The sequence below is a fragment of the Streptomyces diversicolor genome, assembly GCF_057537855.1.
In genome coordinates this window covers 371729-389735 of the sequence record NZ_BAAJXA010000003.1, presented here as the reverse complement: position 1 = coordinate 389735, position 18007 = coordinate 371729, and the positions used below count along the sequence as shown (strand labels likewise).

The 18007-nt window shown below is 72.4% G+C and carries 18 protein-coding genes; 15 read left to right on the top strand and 3 right to left on the bottom strand.

What is annotated here, in order from left to right:
* The first annotated feature begins 3 nt into the window (after positions 1-3).
* On the top strand, positions 4-405 hold the full coding sequence (locus tag AC27LF_RS05395; protein WP_479664818.1) for a VOC family protein: 402 nt from the start codon (positions 4-6) through the stop codon (positions 403-405).
* Here the strand turns inward: AC27LF_RS05395 and AC27LF_RS05390 are convergent.
* The 3 genes from AC27LF_RS05390 to AC27LF_RS05380 all read right to left on the bottom strand — a co-directional run bounded on the left by AC27LF_RS05390 (position 388) and on the right by AC27LF_RS05380 (position 3694).
* Positions 388-1074: a helix-turn-helix domain-containing protein gene (locus tag AC27LF_RS05390; RefSeq protein ID WP_479662127.1), complete on the bottom strand. Its 687-nt coding sequence runs from the start codon at positions 1072-1074 to the stop codon at positions 388-390. The two genes, AC27LF_RS05395 and AC27LF_RS05390, sit on opposite strands and share 18 nt — an antisense overlap.
* Before the next feature lie 10 nt (positions 1075-1084).
* Positions 1085-2020: an AraC family transcriptional regulator gene (locus AC27LF_RS05385; protein ID WP_479662126.1), complete on the bottom strand. Its 936-nt coding sequence runs from the start codon at positions 2018-2020 to the stop codon at positions 1085-1087.
* Positions 2021-2539: 519 nt separating this feature from the next.
* Positions 2540-3694 (bottom strand): YihY/virulence factor BrkB family protein, encoded by a 1155-nt coding sequence (locus AC27LF_RS05380; RefSeq protein WP_479662125.1) that lies wholly within the window; start codon positions 3692-3694, stop codon positions 2540-2542.
* Between the two features lie 141 nt (positions 3695-3835).
* On the opposite strand from AC27LF_RS05380, the gene AC27LF_RS05375 reads away from it, so the two are divergent.
* From AC27LF_RS05375 to AC27LF_RS05310, 14 genes are all read left to right on the top strand, one after another.
* The gene (locus AC27LF_RS05375) at positions 3836-5473 is read left to right on the top strand and encodes an acyl-CoA dehydrogenase family protein (RefSeq protein WP_479662124.1); all 1638 of its coding nucleotides are present in this window, start codon (positions 3836-3838) and stop codon (positions 5471-5473) included.
* Between the two features lie 299 nt (positions 5474-5772).
* Positions 5773-7035 carry a GAF domain-containing protein gene (locus AC27LF_RS05370; RefSeq protein WP_479662130.1) on the top strand — a complete coding sequence of 421 codons (1263 nt, stop codon included), beginning with the start codon at positions 5773-5775 and terminating at the stop codon, positions 7033-7035.
* Between the two features lie 214 nt (positions 7036-7249).
* Positions 7250-8581, top strand: coding sequence for a hypothetical protein (locus AC27LF_RS05365; protein ID WP_479662123.1), 1332 nt, complete (start codon positions 7250-7252; stop codon positions 8579-8581).
* A gap of 17 nt (positions 8582-8598) precedes the next feature.
* Entirely contained in the window at positions 8599-9171 is a 573-nt protein-coding gene (locus AC27LF_RS05360; protein WP_479662122.1) for a GNAT family N-acetyltransferase, read from the top strand.
* Between the two features lie 127 nt (positions 9172-9298).
* Positions 9299-9382, top strand: coding sequence for a putative leader peptide (locus AC27LF_RS05355; protein WP_309486338.1), 84 nt, complete (start codon positions 9299-9301; stop codon positions 9380-9382).
* Positions 9383-9508: 126 nt separating this feature from the next.
* Positions 9509-11206: a nitrite/sulfite reductase gene (locus AC27LF_RS05350; RefSeq protein WP_479662121.1), complete on the top strand. Its 1698-nt coding sequence runs from the start codon at positions 9509-9511 to the stop codon at positions 11204-11206.
* Positions 11203-11439 carry a hypothetical protein gene (locus AC27LF_RS05345; protein WP_479662131.1) on the top strand — a complete coding sequence of 79 codons (237 nt, stop codon included), beginning with the start codon at positions 11203-11205 and terminating at the stop codon, positions 11437-11439. The genes AC27LF_RS05350 and AC27LF_RS05345 overlap by 4 nt, the downstream gene beginning before the upstream one ends.
* A complete protein-coding gene (locus AC27LF_RS05340) occupies positions 11436-12146 on the top strand; it encodes a phosphoadenylyl-sulfate reductase (protein WP_479662120.1) in 711 nt (236 codons plus the stop codon). The genes AC27LF_RS05345 and AC27LF_RS05340 overlap by 4 nt, the downstream gene beginning before the upstream one ends.
* Positions 12147-12172: 26 nt before the next feature.
* Positions 12173-12709, top strand: coding sequence for an adenylyl-sulfate kinase (cysC, locus tag AC27LF_RS05335; RefSeq protein WP_479662129.1), 537 nt, complete (start codon positions 12173-12175; stop codon positions 12707-12709).
* A complete protein-coding gene (gene cysD, locus AC27LF_RS05330; RefSeq protein WP_479662119.1) occupies positions 12706-13641 on the top strand; it encodes a sulfate adenylyltransferase subunit CysD in 936 nt (311 codons plus the stop codon). Before cysC ends, cysD begins: the two co-directional genes overlap by 4 nt.
* 1 nt (position 13642) lies before the next feature.
* Positions 13643-14977: a sulfate adenylyltransferase subunit 1 gene (locus AC27LF_RS05325; RefSeq protein ID WP_479662118.1), complete on the top strand. Its 1335-nt coding sequence runs from the start codon at positions 13643-13645 to the stop codon at positions 14975-14977.
* A 223-nt stretch (positions 14978-15200) separates the two neighbouring features.
* Complete coding sequence (locus tag AC27LF_RS05320; RefSeq protein ID WP_479662117.1) at positions 15201-16313, top strand: aliphatic sulfonate ABC transporter substrate-binding protein; 1113 nt, start codon at positions 15201-15203, stop codon at positions 16311-16313.
* Positions 16314-16346: 33 nt separating this feature from the next.
* Positions 16347-17126 carry an ABC transporter ATP-binding protein gene (locus AC27LF_RS05315; RefSeq protein WP_479662116.1) on the top strand — a complete coding sequence of 260 codons (780 nt, stop codon included), beginning with the start codon at positions 16347-16349 and terminating at the stop codon, positions 17124-17126.
* On the top strand, positions 17113-18003 hold the full coding sequence (locus tag AC27LF_RS05310) for an ABC transporter permease (RefSeq protein ID WP_479662115.1): 891 nt from the start codon (positions 17113-17115) through the stop codon (positions 18001-18003). Before AC27LF_RS05315 ends, AC27LF_RS05310 begins: the two co-directional genes overlap by 14 nt.
* Positions 18004-18007 lie beyond the last annotated feature (4 nt).

The window sequence follows — 18007 nt, the reverse complement described above, 5'->3', positions numbered from 1 at the left end:
GGCATGACTCCACGATTCGCCGTGATCGGCGTGGTCGCCTCCGACCTCGCCGCCTCGCTCGCCTTCTACCGCCGCCTCGGCCTGGACTTCCCCGCGGGAGCCGAGGAGCAGCCGCATGTCGAGGCGGAGCTGCCCGGCGGGTCGACCTTGGCCCTGGACACCGAGGAGACGATCCGCTCCTTCCACCCCGGATGGCGCCCGCCGGCCGGTGGGGGCCGGGTCGCGCTCGCCTTCCGGTGCGGCTCGCCGGCCGAGGTGGACGCCGTGTACCAGGACCTGGTGGACGCCGGCTACCACGGCGAGCTGAAGCCGTGGGACGCCTTGTGGGGGCAGCGGTACGCCACCGTGCACGATCCCGACGGCAACGGCGTCGACCTGTTCGCGCCGCTACCCGCCGCCGAGTAGCCGCCCCAGCGGCATCCCCGCCAACTCCCGTACGTCCCGGGACAGATGGGGCTGGTCGGCGTAGCCGGCCCGGATCGCGGTCTCGGCCGGCGGCACCCCGGACCGGGCCAGCCGCAGGGCCCGTTGCAGACGCAGCACACGGGCCAGCGTCTTCGGGCCGTAGCCGAAGGCGTTGCGGCTGCGGCGGTGCAACTGGCGGGCGCCGACACCGAGTTCGTCGGCGGTGGCGGCCACCGGGCGGCCCGCTTCCAGCGCCTCGACCAGACGGGTCACCCAGCGCTCGGGGGGCGCCAGGTCCGCCGCCCGCTCCAGGGCGATGTCCTCAAGCGCCGTCACCGGGTCGGCCGCCGCGTCGACGCGGGCGGCCAGGCCGCGCACCCGCGCGGCGGGCCACAGGTCGGCCAACTCCACCCGCTGGTCGCGCAGTTCGTGTGCGGGCACGCCGAAGAACGCGGGCGCGGTGCCCGGCCGGAAGCGGAGGCCGGCCCAGCGGCGGGCCGGGCCCTGGGAGGTGTACGCACGGGTGTCCGGGCCGGCGACCAGCAGCCGGCCCTCGTTCCACAGCAGGTCCATGCAGCCGTCCGGCAGCACGGGCCGGCCGGCGGCGCCGTCCGGGGCGATGTGCCACACCACCGCGCCGGTCAGCCGTGACGCCCGTTCCTCGTACACGCCGGTCAGGCTACGCCGGCCGCTCCCGGTGCGCCTGCGGGCTGACCCCGTAGACCCGTTTGAAGGCGGTGGACAGGGCGAACGAGCTGCCGTAACCGACCTTGCGGGCGATGGCGGCGAGGGTGTCGTCGGTGTCGCGCAGCAGGTCGGAGGCGAGGGCGAGCCGCCAGCCGGTGAGGTAGGACATCGGGGGCTCGCCGACCAGGTCCGTGAAGCGGCGGGCGAGCGCCGCCCGGGACACCCCGGTCTTGGCGGCGAGCGACGCGACCGTCCAGGGGTGGGCCGGTTCGTCCTGGAGCAGCCGCAGGGCGCGGCCGACGACCGGGTCGGCGAGCGCCCGGTACCAGGCCGGGGCCGCGGCGTCCGGGCGGGCGAACCAGGCCCGCAGCGCGGCGATGACCAGCAGGTCGAGCAGCCGGTCCAGGACGACCTCCTGGCCCGGTTCGTCGCGCACGATCTCCTGTGCGAGGAAGGGGGTGAGCGGGCACTCCCACACGTCGGCGGTGAGGGTGAGCAGCGGCGGCAGCGCGGCCGGCAGCCGGGCGCCGATCTCGCCGAGCACCGGGTAGGTGCCGATCAGCATCACCGCGGCCCCGTCGACGCGGTCGCCCCAGGTGCGGACGCCGAGGTCCATGGAGCCCTGGAGGGAGGTCCCGTCGGGGTAGTGGCACTCGCCGCCCGGCAGGATCAGCGCCTGTGGCGGGGTGTCCGGGTCGTCGGCGCAGGTGTACGGGGCCGGGCCGCGGGCGATGGCCAGGTCCCCGGCGCGCAGCCGCACGGGCTCGCCGGTGTCCGGGGTGATCCAGGCGTCGCCGCGGACCATCAGCATCACCGTCAGCGGCGCCCGGTCGGCCACCCGCACGGCCCACGGCGGGTCGAAGCACGCGCGGATCATAAAGGCACCTCGCGCGCGTGGGCCCTCCAGCAGTCCGGCGAGTGCGTCCATGGGCCCAGCGTAGACGCGCCGCTCGGCCGGCCGGGCGACACCGGCTGTCCGCCCTCGGCACAGGGGAGTTGACGCGGCGTGCCGGTGGCGACGGGGTGTCCGTAGACCGCCCGGCGCCCGCCGCCGGCCCCGCTCCCGGAAAGGGGCCACCGCCGCCGGCACACCCGGCCACGCGCCGCCCTCCCAGTCCCAGGACCATCCCGGCCGAGCCCCGGCCACGAGGACATCCAGCGGTCGCGGCCCCCGGTCGCGGGGGCCCGAGGCCGCTCATCGACACCCGGACCGGCCCCGAACAGCGCCCCACCGACGACACCGCCGGACCCGGGGCAAACCCCAGCCGCACCGCATCCCCGGCCCCCGTCGCGGAAGCATCCAGAACCGGCCCGCAACACCGGAACCGCGGCCCCAACAGCGCACCGCCGACGACACCGCCGGACCCGGGGCGACCTCAGCCACGGGGGCTCCCCGGCCCCCGGCCGCAGAGCCCTCCGGGGCTGGGGTCCACGGTGTGGGGGCGTGCTACTTGTCCTGGGGGGAGGTGGGCTCGGTCGGTTTGGGGTGGGGGGTGTGCTTGGGGTGGGTACGCAGCCGTGCGGTCACGTCTTCCGGGGGCAGGAAGCGGGACCAGCGTTCGGGGAACTCGGACGGCATGTCGGGGTCGTCCGGGTCGTCGGGGTCCCGGACGGCGGCGGCCCGGGCCACGTACTCGGCGACCTGGGCCTCGCGCTGGCGCTCGTTGGCGGCGCGGGCCGCGGCCGTGGCGGCGGCCGGCCAGACCCGGTCGATCGCGGCGTTCACGGCGGCGCCGACGAGCACCGCGAACGCCGACACCCCGACCCACAGCAGGACCGCCACCGCGGCGGCCAGGGAGCCGTAGATGGTGGCGCCCTCGATCGTGTGCGTCAGATAGATGCGGAGCAGGAAGCTGCCGAGGACCCACATCGCGAGGGCCACCAGCGCCCCGGGCACGTCCTCGATCCACGGCGAGCGCACCGGCACGGAGACGTGGTACAGCGTGGTCAGGAAGGCGATCGACAGCACGATCACGACGGGCCAGTACAGGACCTGCACCACCGTCTCCGACCAGGGCACGATCCGCACCACCGCGTCCGGCCCCGCCACCATCAGCGGCAGCGCCACCGAGCCGATCAGCAGCGCGACGATGAACAGCAGGAACGCCATCAGCCGGGTACGGACGATGCCCCGGACGCCGTCGAGGCCGTACATCACGGTGATGGTGTCGATGAAGACGTTCACCGCGCGGGAGCCGGACCACAGCGCGAACAGGAAGCCGATGGAGATGACGTCGGGCCGCCCGCCCCGCATCACGTCGTGCAGGATCGGCTCGGCGATCTCCTTGACGCCCTTGTCCGACAGGACCGTGCGGGAGGCGTCCAGCAGATTGGTCTCCAGGCTCTGGATGGTGTCGGCGCCGGTCCAGTCGTCGACGTAGCCGAGCAGTCCGATCAGGCTCAGCAGCAGCGGGGGCACCGACAGCAGTGTGAAGAACGCCGCCTCGGCCGCCAGGCCCAGGATGCGGTACTCCAGGCACGAGTTGACGGTGTCCTTGAGCAGCAGCCAGGCGGTCCTCCGCTTGGAGACGTTCCGGTAGAGGGCGCGTGCCCGGTGGAGGCGCCCAGAAGGCCGCTCGGGGATCTCACTTGCTGGCTGCACGACCCAAAGGTATCCGCCGCGCCGTGCCGCCCTCACCTTCCGGGGGTGCGGCCGGGGCGGGCGACGGCCGGGCAGGGCGTCCGGCTCCGCCCTTGTGTCACTGTGGTGCCCTCCGCCGTCGTCCCGGATAGGTTCGCAGACATGGCAGGCATCACCACCCACACCGTGACGAACCAGCCTCCCCCGCTGGTCGGCTACGACCTGTTCACCGCGGACCGCGCCCTCGCGGAGGCGGTCGAGCGGCACACCGACCCCGCCCTGCTCGACGAGGTGCGCGCCGAACTGTCCGCGCTCGGCCGGTCCGCCGGCTCGGTCCAGGTGCAGGAGTGGGCGGCGCAGGCGAACGAGAACCCGCCGCGGCTGCGCACGCACGACCGCTACGGCCACCGGATCGACGAGGTCGACTTCCACCCGGCCTGGCACCGGCTGCTGGGCAAGGGGATCTCGGCGGGGCTGACCACGGCCTGGGTCCGTCCGGCCGGGCATGTGCGGCGGGCCGCCGGGTTCCTGGTCTGGACCCAGGCGGAGGCCGGCACCTGCTGTCCGCTGTCCATGACCCATGCCGCGGTGCCCGCGCTGCGCGCCGATCCCGCGCTCGCGGCGGAGTGGGAGCCCCGGCTGACGTCCACGGTCTACGAGCGGGAGCTGCGGCCGGCCGGGGAGAAACCGGGCGCCGTCTTCGGCATGGGCATGACCGAGAAGCAGGGCGGCAGCGACGTACGGGCCAACACGACACGGGCCCGGCCGCTCGCCGAGGCCGGGACGTACGAGCTGACCGGGCACAAGTGGTTCTGCTCGGCGCCCATGTCCGACGCCTTCCTGGTGCTGGCGCAGGCCCCGCAGGGTCCGACCTGCTTCCTCGTGCCGCGGGTGCTGGCCGACGGCAGCCGCAACGTCTTCCTCCTCCAGCGCCTCAAGGACAAGCTGGGCAACCGCTCGAACGCGTCCGCGGAGGTCGAGTTCGCGGGGACCTGGGCGCGCCGGGTGGGCGAGGAGGGGCGCGGGGTGGCGACGATCATCGAGATGGTCGCCGCGACCCGGATCGACTGCGTGCTGGGCTCGGCGGGGCTGATGCGGCAGGCGGTGGCCCAGGCGGTGCACCACTGCGAGCACCGCGAGGCGTTCGGCGGCAAGCTGGTCGACAAGCCGCTGATGCGCAATGTGCTGGCCGACCTCGCCCTGGAGTCGGAGGCCGCGACGGCGCTCGGGCTGCGGCTGGCCGCCGCCTGTGACGACGGGGGCGAGCGGGAGCGGGCGCTGCTGCGGCTCGCGGTGCCGGCCGCCAAGTACTGGGTGACCAAGCGCTGTGCGCCGGTGGTGGTGGAGGCGGCCGAGTGCCTGGGCGGCAACGGCTATGTCGAGGAGTCGGGGCTGCCCCGGCTGGTGCGCGAGTCGCCGCTCAACTCCGTGTGGGAGGGCGCCGGGAACGTGCAGGCGCTGGACGTGCTGCGGGCGCTGCGCCGCGAACCGCAGGCGCTGGACGCCTTCCTGCTGGAGGTCGGCCGGGCGCGCGGCGCGGACCATCGGCTGGACGGGGCGGTGAAGGCCCTGCTGACCGAACTGGGCGACCTGGAGAGCGTGGAGGGCCGGGCGCGGCGGCTGGTGGAGCGGATGGCGCTGGTGCTCCAGGGGTCGCTGCTGGTCCGGTACGCGCCGCCCGAGGTCGCGGACACGTTCTGCGCGTCGCGGCTGGGCGGCGACTGGGGCTCCGCCTTCGGGACCCTGCCGCCCTCGCTGGACCTGGCGTCGGTGGTGGACCGGGCGCGGCCGTCGTCCTGAGCGGCGGGCACGCATCGCGGGGGTGGTGCTGCGCCGACACGGCACCACCCCCGTCTCGGGCCCGTCTCGGGCCGCGAGCGCCACTCTGGGCGACGCACCTCAAGTTTTGTTCACCTTCGGGCCGTCCACCAGGGTTGCAGGGGGTTGCAACTTGTCGGCGGCTGTGCGCGGAGTGTATGCCTCCGGCACGGGCGAACCGGCAGTATGGGAAACGGCAGTCGGACCGGAAACGAACGACCGGGTGACCTGCCGACGACCGCTCGACGCTCGCGGGGAGGATCCCAGTGGCGAACCCGCCGATGAATGTGACCCAGCTCGCCGCCTTGGACGCCGCGCAGGCCGCGCGCTTACTCAGCGAGGTGCGCGAGGCCACGCTGACGGGCCGGCGTGCGCGGCTCGCGCCCCGTCCGGTGATCGAGCAGTCCTGGGGGCGGATGCTGCGCGGCGGCGTCGACCCGGATCGCGGTTTCAAGCCGGAGCCGCTCAGCGCCGACGAGGTGCGGTGCCGCCGGGAGGGCTCGCCGCTCGCGCAGATCCTGCCGGTGCTGCGCGAGGGGCTGCTCTCGGCCGTGGACACCGCCCAGCACATCATGGTGGTGGCGGACGCGGACGGCCGGGTGCTGTGGCGCGAGGGGTCCGCGTCGGTGCTGCGCAAGGCCGACGGCCTCGGCTTCGACCTGGGTGCCGACTGGCGGGAGGACGTCGTCGGCACCAACGGCGTGGGCACCCCGGCGGTGGTGGGCCGGCCGGTCCAGGTGTTCGGCGCCGAGCACTTCGTGCGCACGCACGCCTCCTGGACCTGTGCGGGCGCCCCGATCATCGATCCGCGCGACGGCCGGCCGCTCGGTGTGGTGGACGTCAGCGGCCCGCTGGAGACCATGCACCCGGCCACGCTGGCATGGGTCGCCTCGGTGGCGAAGCTGGCCGAGGCACGGCTGCGCGAGCAGCATCACGGGTCGCTGGAGCGGCTGCGCGCGGTGGCGGCGCCGGTGCTCGCGCGGCTGGCGGAGCGGGCCCTGGTGGTGGACGGGAACGGCTGGACGGCGGCGGTCACGGGGATGCCGTACACCCGGCGGGTGGCGCTGCCCAAGTCGCTGACGGCGGGGCGGCGCTGGCTGCCGGGGCTCGGCGCCTGCTCGGTGGAGCCGCTGGCGGGTGGCTGGCTGGTGCGCGCGGTCGACGGGCGGCCGTCTCCCACCGCGACCCGGGTGGTGCTGGATCTGGCGCGGCCGCACCGCCGGTCGGTGACGGTGTCCGCGGGTGCGGCCTCCTGGTCGCGGGAACTGAGTCTGCGGCACGCCGAGTTGCTGTATCTGCTGGCCGTGCACCGGGACGGGCGCAGCGCGGCGGACCTGGCCGAGGACGTGTTCGGCGATCCGTCCCGCACGGTGACGGTGCGCGCGGAGCTGTCGCGGATACGGCGCTATCTCGGGGCGCTCCTGTGCCATCGGCCGTATCGTTTCTGCGAGGACGCCGAGGTCGAGATGCTGCTCCCTGACCGCGGCCACGACCTGCTGCCGCACTCGACGGCCCCGGCGGTCACGGCGGCACGCGGGCGGTGAAAGCGATGAGCCCGATGAGACCTATCAGAAGGGTACGGCCGGTGGCATATGCGGCGCATCCGATTCGGCACATCCGGCGGTATCTTCCGCATATTTGCAGGGTCTTCGGCCGCCGCGGCCCGCTCCTGCCGTAGCATCCCCCTACGGGCTCCCCACCTGCTCCTTGGTCAACGTACGGACCATCAGGCGCAGTTGGCCCGCCTCGGGAGGAACTATGAAGCATCGCGGCAGACATCGCCGGCGCAGGCGGGGTCAGGCGCTGCGCGCCGCCCTGGCCGGGGCCGCGCTCGCCCTCACCGCGGCCGCCACCCTGATCAGCGCCTCGCAGGCCACGGTCGCCGACGACCCGGGCGCGCTCAAGCCGCTGGCCTCCGCCGACACCGCGAAGCTGCGGCTCCAGGAGCGCCAGGTGCCGCGCCGGACCCTGGACCGGCTGGCCTCGGCGATGGGCCGTCCGGTCGGTGTCGACGCCGTCCTCAGGAGCGCCGACCGCACGCTGCGCACCGCGGCCGAGTGCCCGGCCGGCGCGCGGGACGCGCTGCCGGTCGCGCCGGCACCCCGGCGCGCGTACTGCTGGGACGCCGCCGACACCGCCGTGCCGGACTGGCGGGCCGCCTCGGTGACCACCTCGGCGGACGCGGACGACGACGGGCTGTGGGGCCGGCACCGCGTGCTGCTCGCCGGCGCGACGCACAGCACCACGGACGGGCCGGCCGCCGAACGGGGCCTGGCCCGGGTCGCGTTCGTGGACGCCGACGAGCGGGCACGGCCCGCCTACCGCTGGGTGCTCCTCGTGGTCCCCACCGCCGACGGTCGCGACTACCGCGGCCTGTCCTCGCCGGTCTCCGGCATGGTCTGGTACCAGAACAAGCTGCTGGTCACCACGGACGACGACAGCACCGAAGCGCTCTACGTGTACGACGTGAACCGGATCCAGCGCACCACGGTCGACGGCACGGCGATCGGGCGCGTACCGGGCGGCTGGTCGGCCGACGGCCACCGGTATGTGATGCCCGCCGTCGCCGCCTACCGCTACCCGGCGGGGCGGTGCACCGCGACCGGCTCCCCGTGTCCGGGCACGATCTCCCTGGACCGCGGCACGGCGCCGGACAGCCTGGTCGTCGGCGAGGAGACCGCGGCCGGCAGCGACCGGCGGGCCCGGCTGTGGCGCTACTCGTTCAGTTCCGACCCGGCCCGCAGCGGACTGCTCGCCACCGATGCCGCGGGCCGCGCGGACGCGGTGGAGGCGTACACGACCCGGGCCGCCGGCATCCGCGGGGTGCTGTCCCACCGGCCGCCGGGCGCGGCCCGCACCGCCTGGTACCTCGGGCACCCGCCGGGCGACCTGGACGGACACGGCAGCCTGTGGCGCCAGGACACCGAGGGGGCGCGCGCGGCGCGCTGCGGCTCGGACGCGGCGCACCACTGCTGGGCGGAGCACGCCGGGTCGCTGTCCTACGCCCAGCCGACCGGCGAGGTGTGGTCGGTGACCGACCGGATGCTCTTCGCCGTCCCGCTGACCTCCATCGACAGGTCCCTGGGTTAGATGATTCGCTGACCCGCATGAGCACCGTCACCGTCACCACCTGGTCCCTGGAACAGACCTCCCCGGCCGATCTGCTGCCCGCCGCCGCGCCCGAAGGCGATGTCGGGATCGTCCGAGCCGAGGTCCCCTCCCCCGAGTTCAGCCGCTTCCTGTACGCCTCGGTCGGCGGTGACATCCGCTGGACCGACCGGCTCGGCTGGAGCCACGCCCGCTGGCTGGAGCACCTGGACCGGCCGGGCGTGGAGACCTGGGTCGCCCTGGACCGGGGCACGCCGGCCGGCTATGTGGAGCTGGACCCGCAGGACGACGGTGTCGTGGAGATCGGCTACTTCGGGCTGATCCCGGCGTTCCGGGGGCGCGGGATCGGCGGCCATCTGCTGTCGTACGGCGCGGGCCGGGCCTGGGACCTCGCCGAGCGCTGGCCCGGGCGGGCCCCGACGAAGCGGGTGTGGCTGCACACGTGCAGCAAGGACGGGGCGTACGCGATGGACAACTATCTGCGCCGCGGGTTCCGGCTGTTCGACACCAAGGTCGAGGAGGAACGGGAGGTCCCCACACCCGGGCCCTGGCCCGGCGCCTACCCTGTCTGACCTGCGTCGACAAGGGTCCCCGCGGAACGTGTGACCGATGACACCCTCGTCTCGCATGTCGGGACCAGGGTGTCCGCATGACGGACGAAGCTGGACTGTGTCCAGAACGCCGTGACACGCTTCCGTCATGTCTGGAACTGGAATCGCCTTGGTGAGTCGGCGGCACGTCGACCTCGGCCGCATGTCCAGCGCCATCTGTCCGGCGAGCTGAGCGCCCCAGCGAAGCCGAGATCCCCCGCTTTCCCCCGCTTCGTGCGCAATGATGCGCACGCATGCCGCTACGCGCCCGCAGCGCAGGTCAGAGCCGTTTCCGCCTGTCCCGAAGGACGTACTCACCATGGCCGCCACTCCGCCGAACCCTGCTGCCTCCGCGCCCCGCCGCAAGGTGAGCCGTCACCGCGGAGAGGGTCAGTGGGCCGCGGGGCACTTCACCCCGCTCAACGGCAACGAACAGTTCAAGAAGGACGACGACGGTCTCAATGTGCGGACGCGCATTGAGACGATCTATGCGAAGCGCGGTTTCGACTCGATCGACCCCAACGACCTGCGCGGCCGGATGCGCTGGTGGGGTCTGTACACCCAGCGCCGCCCAGGGATCGACGGCGGCAAGACCGCGATCCTGGAGCCGGAGGAGCTGGACGACTCCTACTTCATGCTCCGGGTGCGGATCGACGGCGGACGCCTCACCACCCGGCAACTGCGGGTCATCGGCGAGATCTCACAGGAGTTCGCGCGGGGCACCGCGGACATCACCGACCGGCAGAACGTCCAGCTGCACTGGATCCGGATCGAGGACGTCCCCGCGATCTGGAACCGCCTGGAGGCCGTCGGGCTGTCCACCACCGAGGCCTGCGGTGACACGCCCCGCGTCATCATCGGCTCGCCCGTCGCCGGCATCGCCGAGGACGAGATCATCGACGGCACCCCGGCCATCGAGGAGATCCACCGCCGGGTCATCGGCAACCCGGCCTTCTCGAACCTGCCCCGCAAGTTCAAGACCGCGATCTCCGGTTCGCCGCTGCTCGACGTGGCGCACGAGATCAACGACGTCGCGTTCGTCGGCGTCGAACACCCCGAGCACGGACCCGGCTTCGACCTGTGGGTCGGCGGCGGACTGTCCACCAACCCGAAGATCGGGCAGCGGCTGGGCGCCTGGGTCCCGCTCGACGAGGTCCCGGACGTCTTCGAGGGCGTCCTGTCGATCTTCCGTGACTACGGCTACCGGCGCCTGCGCACGAGGGCACGGCTGAAGTTCCTGGTCGCCGACTGGGGCGCGGAGAAGTTCCGGCGGGTGCTGGAGGACGAGTACCTGAAGCGGCGGTTGACCGACGGCCCCGCGCCCGCCCAGCCCGTGGAGCGCTGGCGCGACCACGTCGGGGTGCACCGGCAGCGGGACGGCCGGTTCTACGTCGGCTTCGCCCCGCGGGTCGGCCGGGTGGACGGCGCCACGCTGGCCAAGATCGCCGACCTCGCCGAGGCGCACGGCTCGGGCCGGGTGCGGACCACCGTCGAGCAGAAGATGATCGTGCTGGACGTCACCGAGGAGCAGGTCGACTCGCTGGTCGCGGGCCTGGAGTCGCTGGACCTCACGGTGCGCCCGTCTCCGTTCCGGCGCGGCACCATGGCCTGCACCGGCATCGAGTACTGCAAGCTGGCGATCGTCGAGACCAAGGCGCGCGGCAGCGCGCTCATCGACGAACTGGAGCGCCGTCTCCCCGACTTCGACGAGCCGATCACCATCAATCTGAACGGCTGCCCGAACGCGTGCGCCCGCATCCAGGTCGCGGACATCGGTCTCAAGGGCCAGCTGGTCCTCGACGCCGACGGCAACCAGGTCGAGGGCTTCCAGGTGCATCTGGGCGGCGCGCTCGGCCTGGAGGCCGGGTTCGGCCGCAAGGTGCGCGGCCTCAAGGTGACCTCCGAGGAACTGCCGGACTATGTGGAGCGGGTCCTCAAGCGCTTCGCGGCCGAACGCGAGGACGGCGAGCGGTTCGCCGCCTGGGCCGCCCGCGCCGACGAGGAGGCCCTGTCATGAGCGAGCGGGCCGCCCCCTTCTACTGCCCGTACTGCGGCGACGAGGATCTGCGTCCCAGCGAGCAGAGCCACGGCGCCTGGGAATGCGCGGCGTGCAACCGCGCCTTCCAGCTGAAGTTCCTCGGGCTGCTCGCCCGGGGCGTCAGCAGGAGTGCCGGCCCCGGCTCTGCTGCGCACGCCCCTGACGCGGCCGGCCTTCGGCATGCCGACGACGGAGGGCACGATCGCATATGACGACCGCTCAGCAAGAGCGTACGAGTGACGAGTTGCGGGCGCTCGCCGAGCAGGCGGGGCATGAGCTGGAGAGCGCGTCCGCGCTCCGGATCCTCCAGTGGGCGGCGGACACGTTCGGCCGCCGCTTCTGTGTGACGTCCTCCATGGAGGACGCGGTGGTCGCCCATCTGGCCTCGCGGGTCATGAAGGGCGTCGACGTGGTGTTCCTCGACACCGGCTACCACTTCCCCGAGACGATCGGCACCCGGGACGCGGTCGAGGCGGTGATGGACGTCAACGTCATCACCCTCACCCCGCGCCGGTCGGTCGCCGAACAGGACGCCGAGCACGGCCCGAGACTGCACGACCGCGACCCCGACCTGTGCTGCCGGCTGCGCAAGGTGCAGCCGCTGGAGGAGGGCCTGAAGGGCTATCTGGCCTGGGCGACCGGGCTGCGCCGCGACGAGTCCCCGACCCGGGCGAACACCCCGGTCGTCGGCTGGGACGAGAAACGGCAGAAGGTCAAGGTCTCCCCGATCGCCCGCTGGACCCAGGACGACGTGGACGCGTACGTCGCCGAGCACGGCGTACTCACCAACCCGCTGCTGATGGACGGCTACGCCTCCATCGGCTGCGCGCCCTGCACCCGCCGGGTCCTCGCGGGCGAGGACGCGCGCGCCGGCCGCTGGGCCGGACGCGCCAAGACCGAGTGCGGGCTGCACGAATGACGACCACCGAGACCCAGGAGACGCACGTGACGACCGGAGCCACCGTCTGGCTCACGGGTCTGCCGAGTGCCGGCAAGACCACCATCGCGTACGAACTGGCCGGCCGGCTGCGCGCGGCGGGACACCTCGTCGAGGTGCTCGACGGCGACGAGATCCGCGAGTTCATCTCGGCGGGGCTCGGCTTCAGCCGCGAGGACCGGCACACCAATGTGCAGCGCATCGGCTTCGTCGCCGAACTGCTGGCCCGTAACGGCGTCAAGGCGCTCGTCCCGGTGATCGCGCCCTACGCCGACAGCCGCGAGGCGGTCCGCAAGCGTCACGAGGAGAACGGCACGTCGTATGTCGAGGTGCATGTGGCGACCCCGGTCGAGGTGTGCTCCGAGCGCGATGTGAAGGGCCTGTACGCCCGGCAGGCGGCGGGCGAACTGACCGGCCTGACGGGGGTCGACGACCCGTACGAGGAGCCCGAGGCGCCCGATCTGCGGATCGAGTCGCAGCACCAGAGCGTGCAGGAGTCCGCGGCGTCGGTGTACGCCCTGCTCAGCGAGAGGGGACTGGCATGACGACCGTCGCGAAGGCCGGCGAGGGCACGGGCACGCCGTACGCGCTGTCGCATCTGGACGCCCTGGAGTCCGAGGCGGTGCACATCTTCCGCGAGGTCGCGGGCGAGTTCGAACGGCCGGTGATCCTCTTCTCCGGCGGCAAGGACTCCATCGTCATGCTGCACCTCGCCCTCAAAGCCTTCACCCCCGCACCCGTGCCCTTCGCCCTCCTCCATGTGGACACCGGACACAACTTCCCCGAAGTCCTCGCCTACCGCGACCATGTGGCCGCCGCACATGGCCTGCGCCTCCATGTGGCCTCCGTACAGGACTACATCGACCGCGGTGTGCTCAAAGAGCGTCCCGACGGCACCCGCAACCCCCTGCAGACCCTCCCCCTCACCGAGACCATCCAGCAGCAGAAGTTCGACGCCGTCTTCGGCGGCGGACGCCGCGACGAGGAAAAGGCCCGCGCCAAAGAGCGCGTCTTCTCCCTGCGCGACGCCTTCTCCCAGTGGGACCCCCGCCGCCAGCGCCCCGAACTCTGGAACCTCTACAACGGCCGGCACGCACCCGGCGAACACGTCCGCGTCTTCCCCCTGTCCAACTGGACCGAACTCGACGTCTGGCAGTACATCGCCCGCGAGAACATCCGCCTGCCGCAGATCTACTACGCGCACGAACGCGAAGTCTTCCAGCGCGACGGCATGTGGCTGACGGCCGGTGAGTGGGGCGGGCCGAAGGACGGCGAGCGGGTGGAGAAACGGCAGGTCCGCTACCGCACCGTCGGCGACATGTCCTGCACCGGTGCCGTCGACTCCGACGCCGACACCATCGACAAGGTCATCGCCGAGATCGCCGCCTCCCGGCTCACCGAGCGCGGCGCCACCCGCGCCGACGACAAACTCTCCGAAGCCGCGATGGAAGACCGCAAGCGCGAGGGGTACTTCTAGGATGACCACGACGACCACCGAGGAACGTCAAGCCACCACCCTGCTGCGGTTCGCCACCGCCGGCTCCGTCGACGACGGCAAGTCCACCCTCGTCGGCCGCCTGCTGCACGACTCCAAGTCGGTCCTCGCCGACCAGCTCGAAGCCGTCGAACACGCCTCCCTCAGCCGCGGCAAGGACGCCCCCGACCTCGCCCTGCTCACCGACGGACTGCGCGCCGAACGCGAACAGGGCATCACCATCGACGTGGCGTACCGCTACTTCGCCACCCCCCGCCGCCGCTTCATCCTCGCCGACACCCCCGGCCATGTGCAGTACACCCGCAACATGGTCACCGGCGCCTCCACCGCCGAACTCACCGTCATCCTCGTCGACGCCCGCAACGGCGTCGTCGAACAGACCCGCCGCCACGCCGCGATCGCCGCCCTCCTCCGCGTCCCCCACGTCGTCCTCGCCGTCAACAAGATGGACCTCGTCGACTACCGCGAGCCCGTCTTCGCCGCGATCGCCGAGGAGTTCACCGCGTACGCGAAGGAACTGGGCGTCCCGGAGGTCACCGCCATCCCGATCTCGGCGCTGGCCGGCGACAACGTGGTGGAGCCCTCGGCCACCATGGACTGGTACGGCGGCCCCACCGTCCTGGAGCACCTGGAGACCGTCCCGGTCAGCCACGACCTGGCGCACTGCCACGCCCGGCTGCCCGTCCAGTACGTCATCCGCCCGCAGACCGCCGAGCACCCCGACTACCGCGGCTACGCCGGACAGATCGCGGCCGGCACCTTCCGCGTCGGCGACGACGTGACGATCCTGCCCGCGGGCCTGACCTCCAGGATCAGCGGCATCGACCTGCTCGGCACCCCGGTCGAGACGGCCTGGACCACCCAGTCGGTGACGATCCTGCTGGAGGACGACATCGACATCTCACGCGGCGACCTGATCGTGCCCAGCAAGGACGCCCCGGCCACCACACAGGACGTCGAGGCGACCGTCTGCCACGTCGCCGACCAGCCGCTGACCGTCGGCCACCGGGTGCTGCTCCGGCACGGCACCCGCACCGTCAAGGCGATCGTCAAGGACATCCCGTCCCGGCTCACCCTCGACGACCTCTCCCTGCACCCGCACCCGGGACAGCTCGTCGCCAACGACATCGGCCGGGTCAAGATCCGCACCGCCGAACCGCTCCCGCTCGACTCGTACGCCGACTCGCGCCGCACCGGCTCGTTCATCCTGATCGACCCGGGCGACGGCACGACCCTCACCGCCGGCATGGTCGGCGAGTCCTTCGCCGCGCCCGAGCCGGTCAAGGACGCCGACGAGGACGACGGCTGGGACTTCTGACCATGACCACGACGGACTTCTTCTCGACGTTCGCCAAGGAGGGCGGCCGTGTCGGCAGCGGCGCCCTCGGCAGCGGGCAGGGCGGAGTGGCGCGATGTGTGCGCTGACGTACGCGCACTGCCGGCGCGCCCTCACCCCCCACTCCCCTGACCGAAGACCTGCCGAACTCCCGGCCACGCCCTGAGAGACCGTGACCGCCGGGCCAACGAGAGGAACACCTCCCGTGCCTGCCAACCGCTCCTTCGCACGCCGCCGCGGGCTCGCCGTGGCCGCCGCGCTCCCCCTGCTCGCACTCGCCGCCTGCGGTTACGGCTCCGAGTCCAAGGACAGCTCGTCCGACCAGAAGGTCGCCGCGGGCGCCGAGAAGATCGACGGCCTGGACTCCGTCCGGATCGGCTACTTCGGGAACCTGACCCACGCCACCGCGCTGGTCGGCAACCAGAAGGGCTTCTTCCAGAAGGAGCTGGGGGCCACCAAGGCGCAGTACGCCACCTTCAACGCCGGGCCCTCCGAGATCGAGGCGCTGAACGCCGGTTCCCTCGACATCGGCTGGATCGGCCCCTCCCCGGCGATCAACGGCTACACCAAGTCCGACGGCAAGAGCCTGAAGATCATCGGGGGTTCGGCCTCGGGCGGGGTGAAGCTCGTGGTCGACCCGGACAAGATCACCTCCCTGAAGGACGTCAAGGGCAAGCGGATCGCCACCCCTCAGCTCGGCAACACACAGGACGTGGCGTTCCTCAACTGGATCGCGGACCAGGGCTGGAAGGTCGACGCGCAGAGCGGCAAGGGCGACGTCACGGTCGTCCGCAGCGACAACAAGGTGACCCCGGACGCGTTCAAGGCCGGCTCGATCGACGGCGCCTGGGTGCCGGAGCCGACGGCGTCGAAGCTGGTCGCCGAGGGCGGCAAGGTGCTGCTCGACGAGGCCACGCTGTGGCCGGACAAGAAGTTCGTGATCACGAACATCATCGTGTCGCAGAAGTTCCTCGCTCAGCACCCGAAGGCCGTCGAGGCGGTGCTGAAGGCGTCCGTCGAGACCAACAAGTGGATCAACGCGAACCCACAGGAGGCGAAGGCGGCGGCCAACAAGCAGCTGGAGCGGGACTCCGGCAAGGCGCTGCCGGCCGAGGTGCTGGACCCGGCGTGGAAGTCGATCCAGATCACCGACGACCCGCTGGCCGCGACGCTCGACACCGAGGCGGAGCACGCGGTCAAGGCCGGACTGCTGGACAAGCCCGACCTGGCCGGCATCTACGACCTGACGATCCTCAACAAGGTGCTCAAGGCCGCGGGTGAGAGCCCCGTCGACGCCGCCGGCCTCGGCACCAGCTGACCCGCTCCGACGAGTTCCCAGGAGGTGACGACCATGGCCACGACGTACGCCAAGGCCGCCGAGGCCGTCGAGCACGCGGCACGCCTTGAGCATGTCTCGAAGTCCTTCGCGGGGCCGGGCGGGCAGCAGCTCGTCCTGGACGACATCAGCCTCGATGTCGCGCCGGGCGAGTTCGTCACCCTCCTGGGGGCCTCCGGCTGCGGCAAGTCCACGCTGCTGAACCTGGTGGCGGGCCTGGACGAGCCCACCGCGGGTGCGATCACGACGGACGGCCGCCCGGCCCTGATGTTCCAGGAGCACGCCCTCTTCCCCTGGCTGACCGCCGGCAAGAACATCGAACTCGCCCTCAGACTGAGGGGCCTGGCCAAGGCCGAGCGCCGCACCAGGGCCGAGGAACTGCTCGAACTCGTCCGTCTGAAGGGCGCGCACGGCAAACGCGTGCACGAACTGTCCGGCGGTATGCGGCAGCGTGTGGCGCTGGCCCGCGCGCTCGCCCAGGAAAGCAAACTGCTGCTGATGGACGAGCCGTTCGCGGCGCTCGACGCCATCACCCGGGACGTGCTGCACGACGAACTGACCCGCATCTGGGCCGAGACCGGCCTGTCCGTGCTGTTCGTGACGCACAATGTGCGCGAGGCCGTACGGCTCGCCCAGCGCGTCGTCCTGCTGTCCTCCCGGCCGGGCCGGGTGGCCCGGCAGTGGACCGTCGGCATTCCGCAGCCGCGGCGCATCGAGGACGCTCCCGTGGCGGAACTGTCCGTCGAGATCACCGAAGTACTGCGTGGGGAGATCCGCCGCCATGGCCAGCACTGAGACGAAGACGGCGGACTCCGCCGAACTGCCCGGCATCGAGGCGGGCCTCGACGCGCTGGAGACCTCCACCGCGGGCCGCACACCGCTGCGCAAGACCCTCGTCGACAAGGTCGTGCCGCCGGTCACCGCGATCGCCGTGGTCCTGCTGGTGTGGCAGGGCCTGATATCCCTCGGCATCGTCGACGACCCCACCAAGCTGCCCTCCCCGACGGCGGTGTGGCACGAGATCCAGAACGCCTGGCTGCAGGGCACGCTGCTGGACTACATCTGGACCAGCGTCTCGCGGGGTCTGCTCGGCTTCTGCTTCGCGCTGCTCATCGGCACCCCGCTCGGACTGCTGGTGGCGCGGGTGCGGTTCGTGCGCGCGGCCATCGGTCCGATCCTGTCCGGGCTCCAGTCGCTGCCGTCGGTGGCGTGGGTGCCGCCGGCCGTGATCTGGCTGGGCCTGAACAACTCGATGATGTACGCGGTGATCCTGCTCGGCGCGGTCCCGTCCATCGCCAACGGGCTGGTGTCCGGCGTGGACCAGGTGCCGCCGCTGTTCCTGCGCGCGGGCCGCACGATGGGCGCGACGGGTCTGAAGGGCACCTGGCACATCACGCTGCCCGCCGCGCTCCCCGGCTATGTGGCCGGCATGAAGCAGGGCTGGGCGTTCTCCTGGCGCTCGCTGATGGCCGCCGAGATCATCGCGTCGTTCCCGGACCTCGGCGTGGGCCTCGGTCAGCTGCTGGAGAACGGCCGCAACGCCAGCGACATGGCCATGGTGTTCGAGGCCATCCTGCTCATCCTGTTCGTCGGCATCGCCATCGACCTGCTGATCTTCAGTCCGCTTGAGCGGTGGGTGCTGCGCAGCCGCGGGCTGCTGGTGAAGGGCTGAGAGG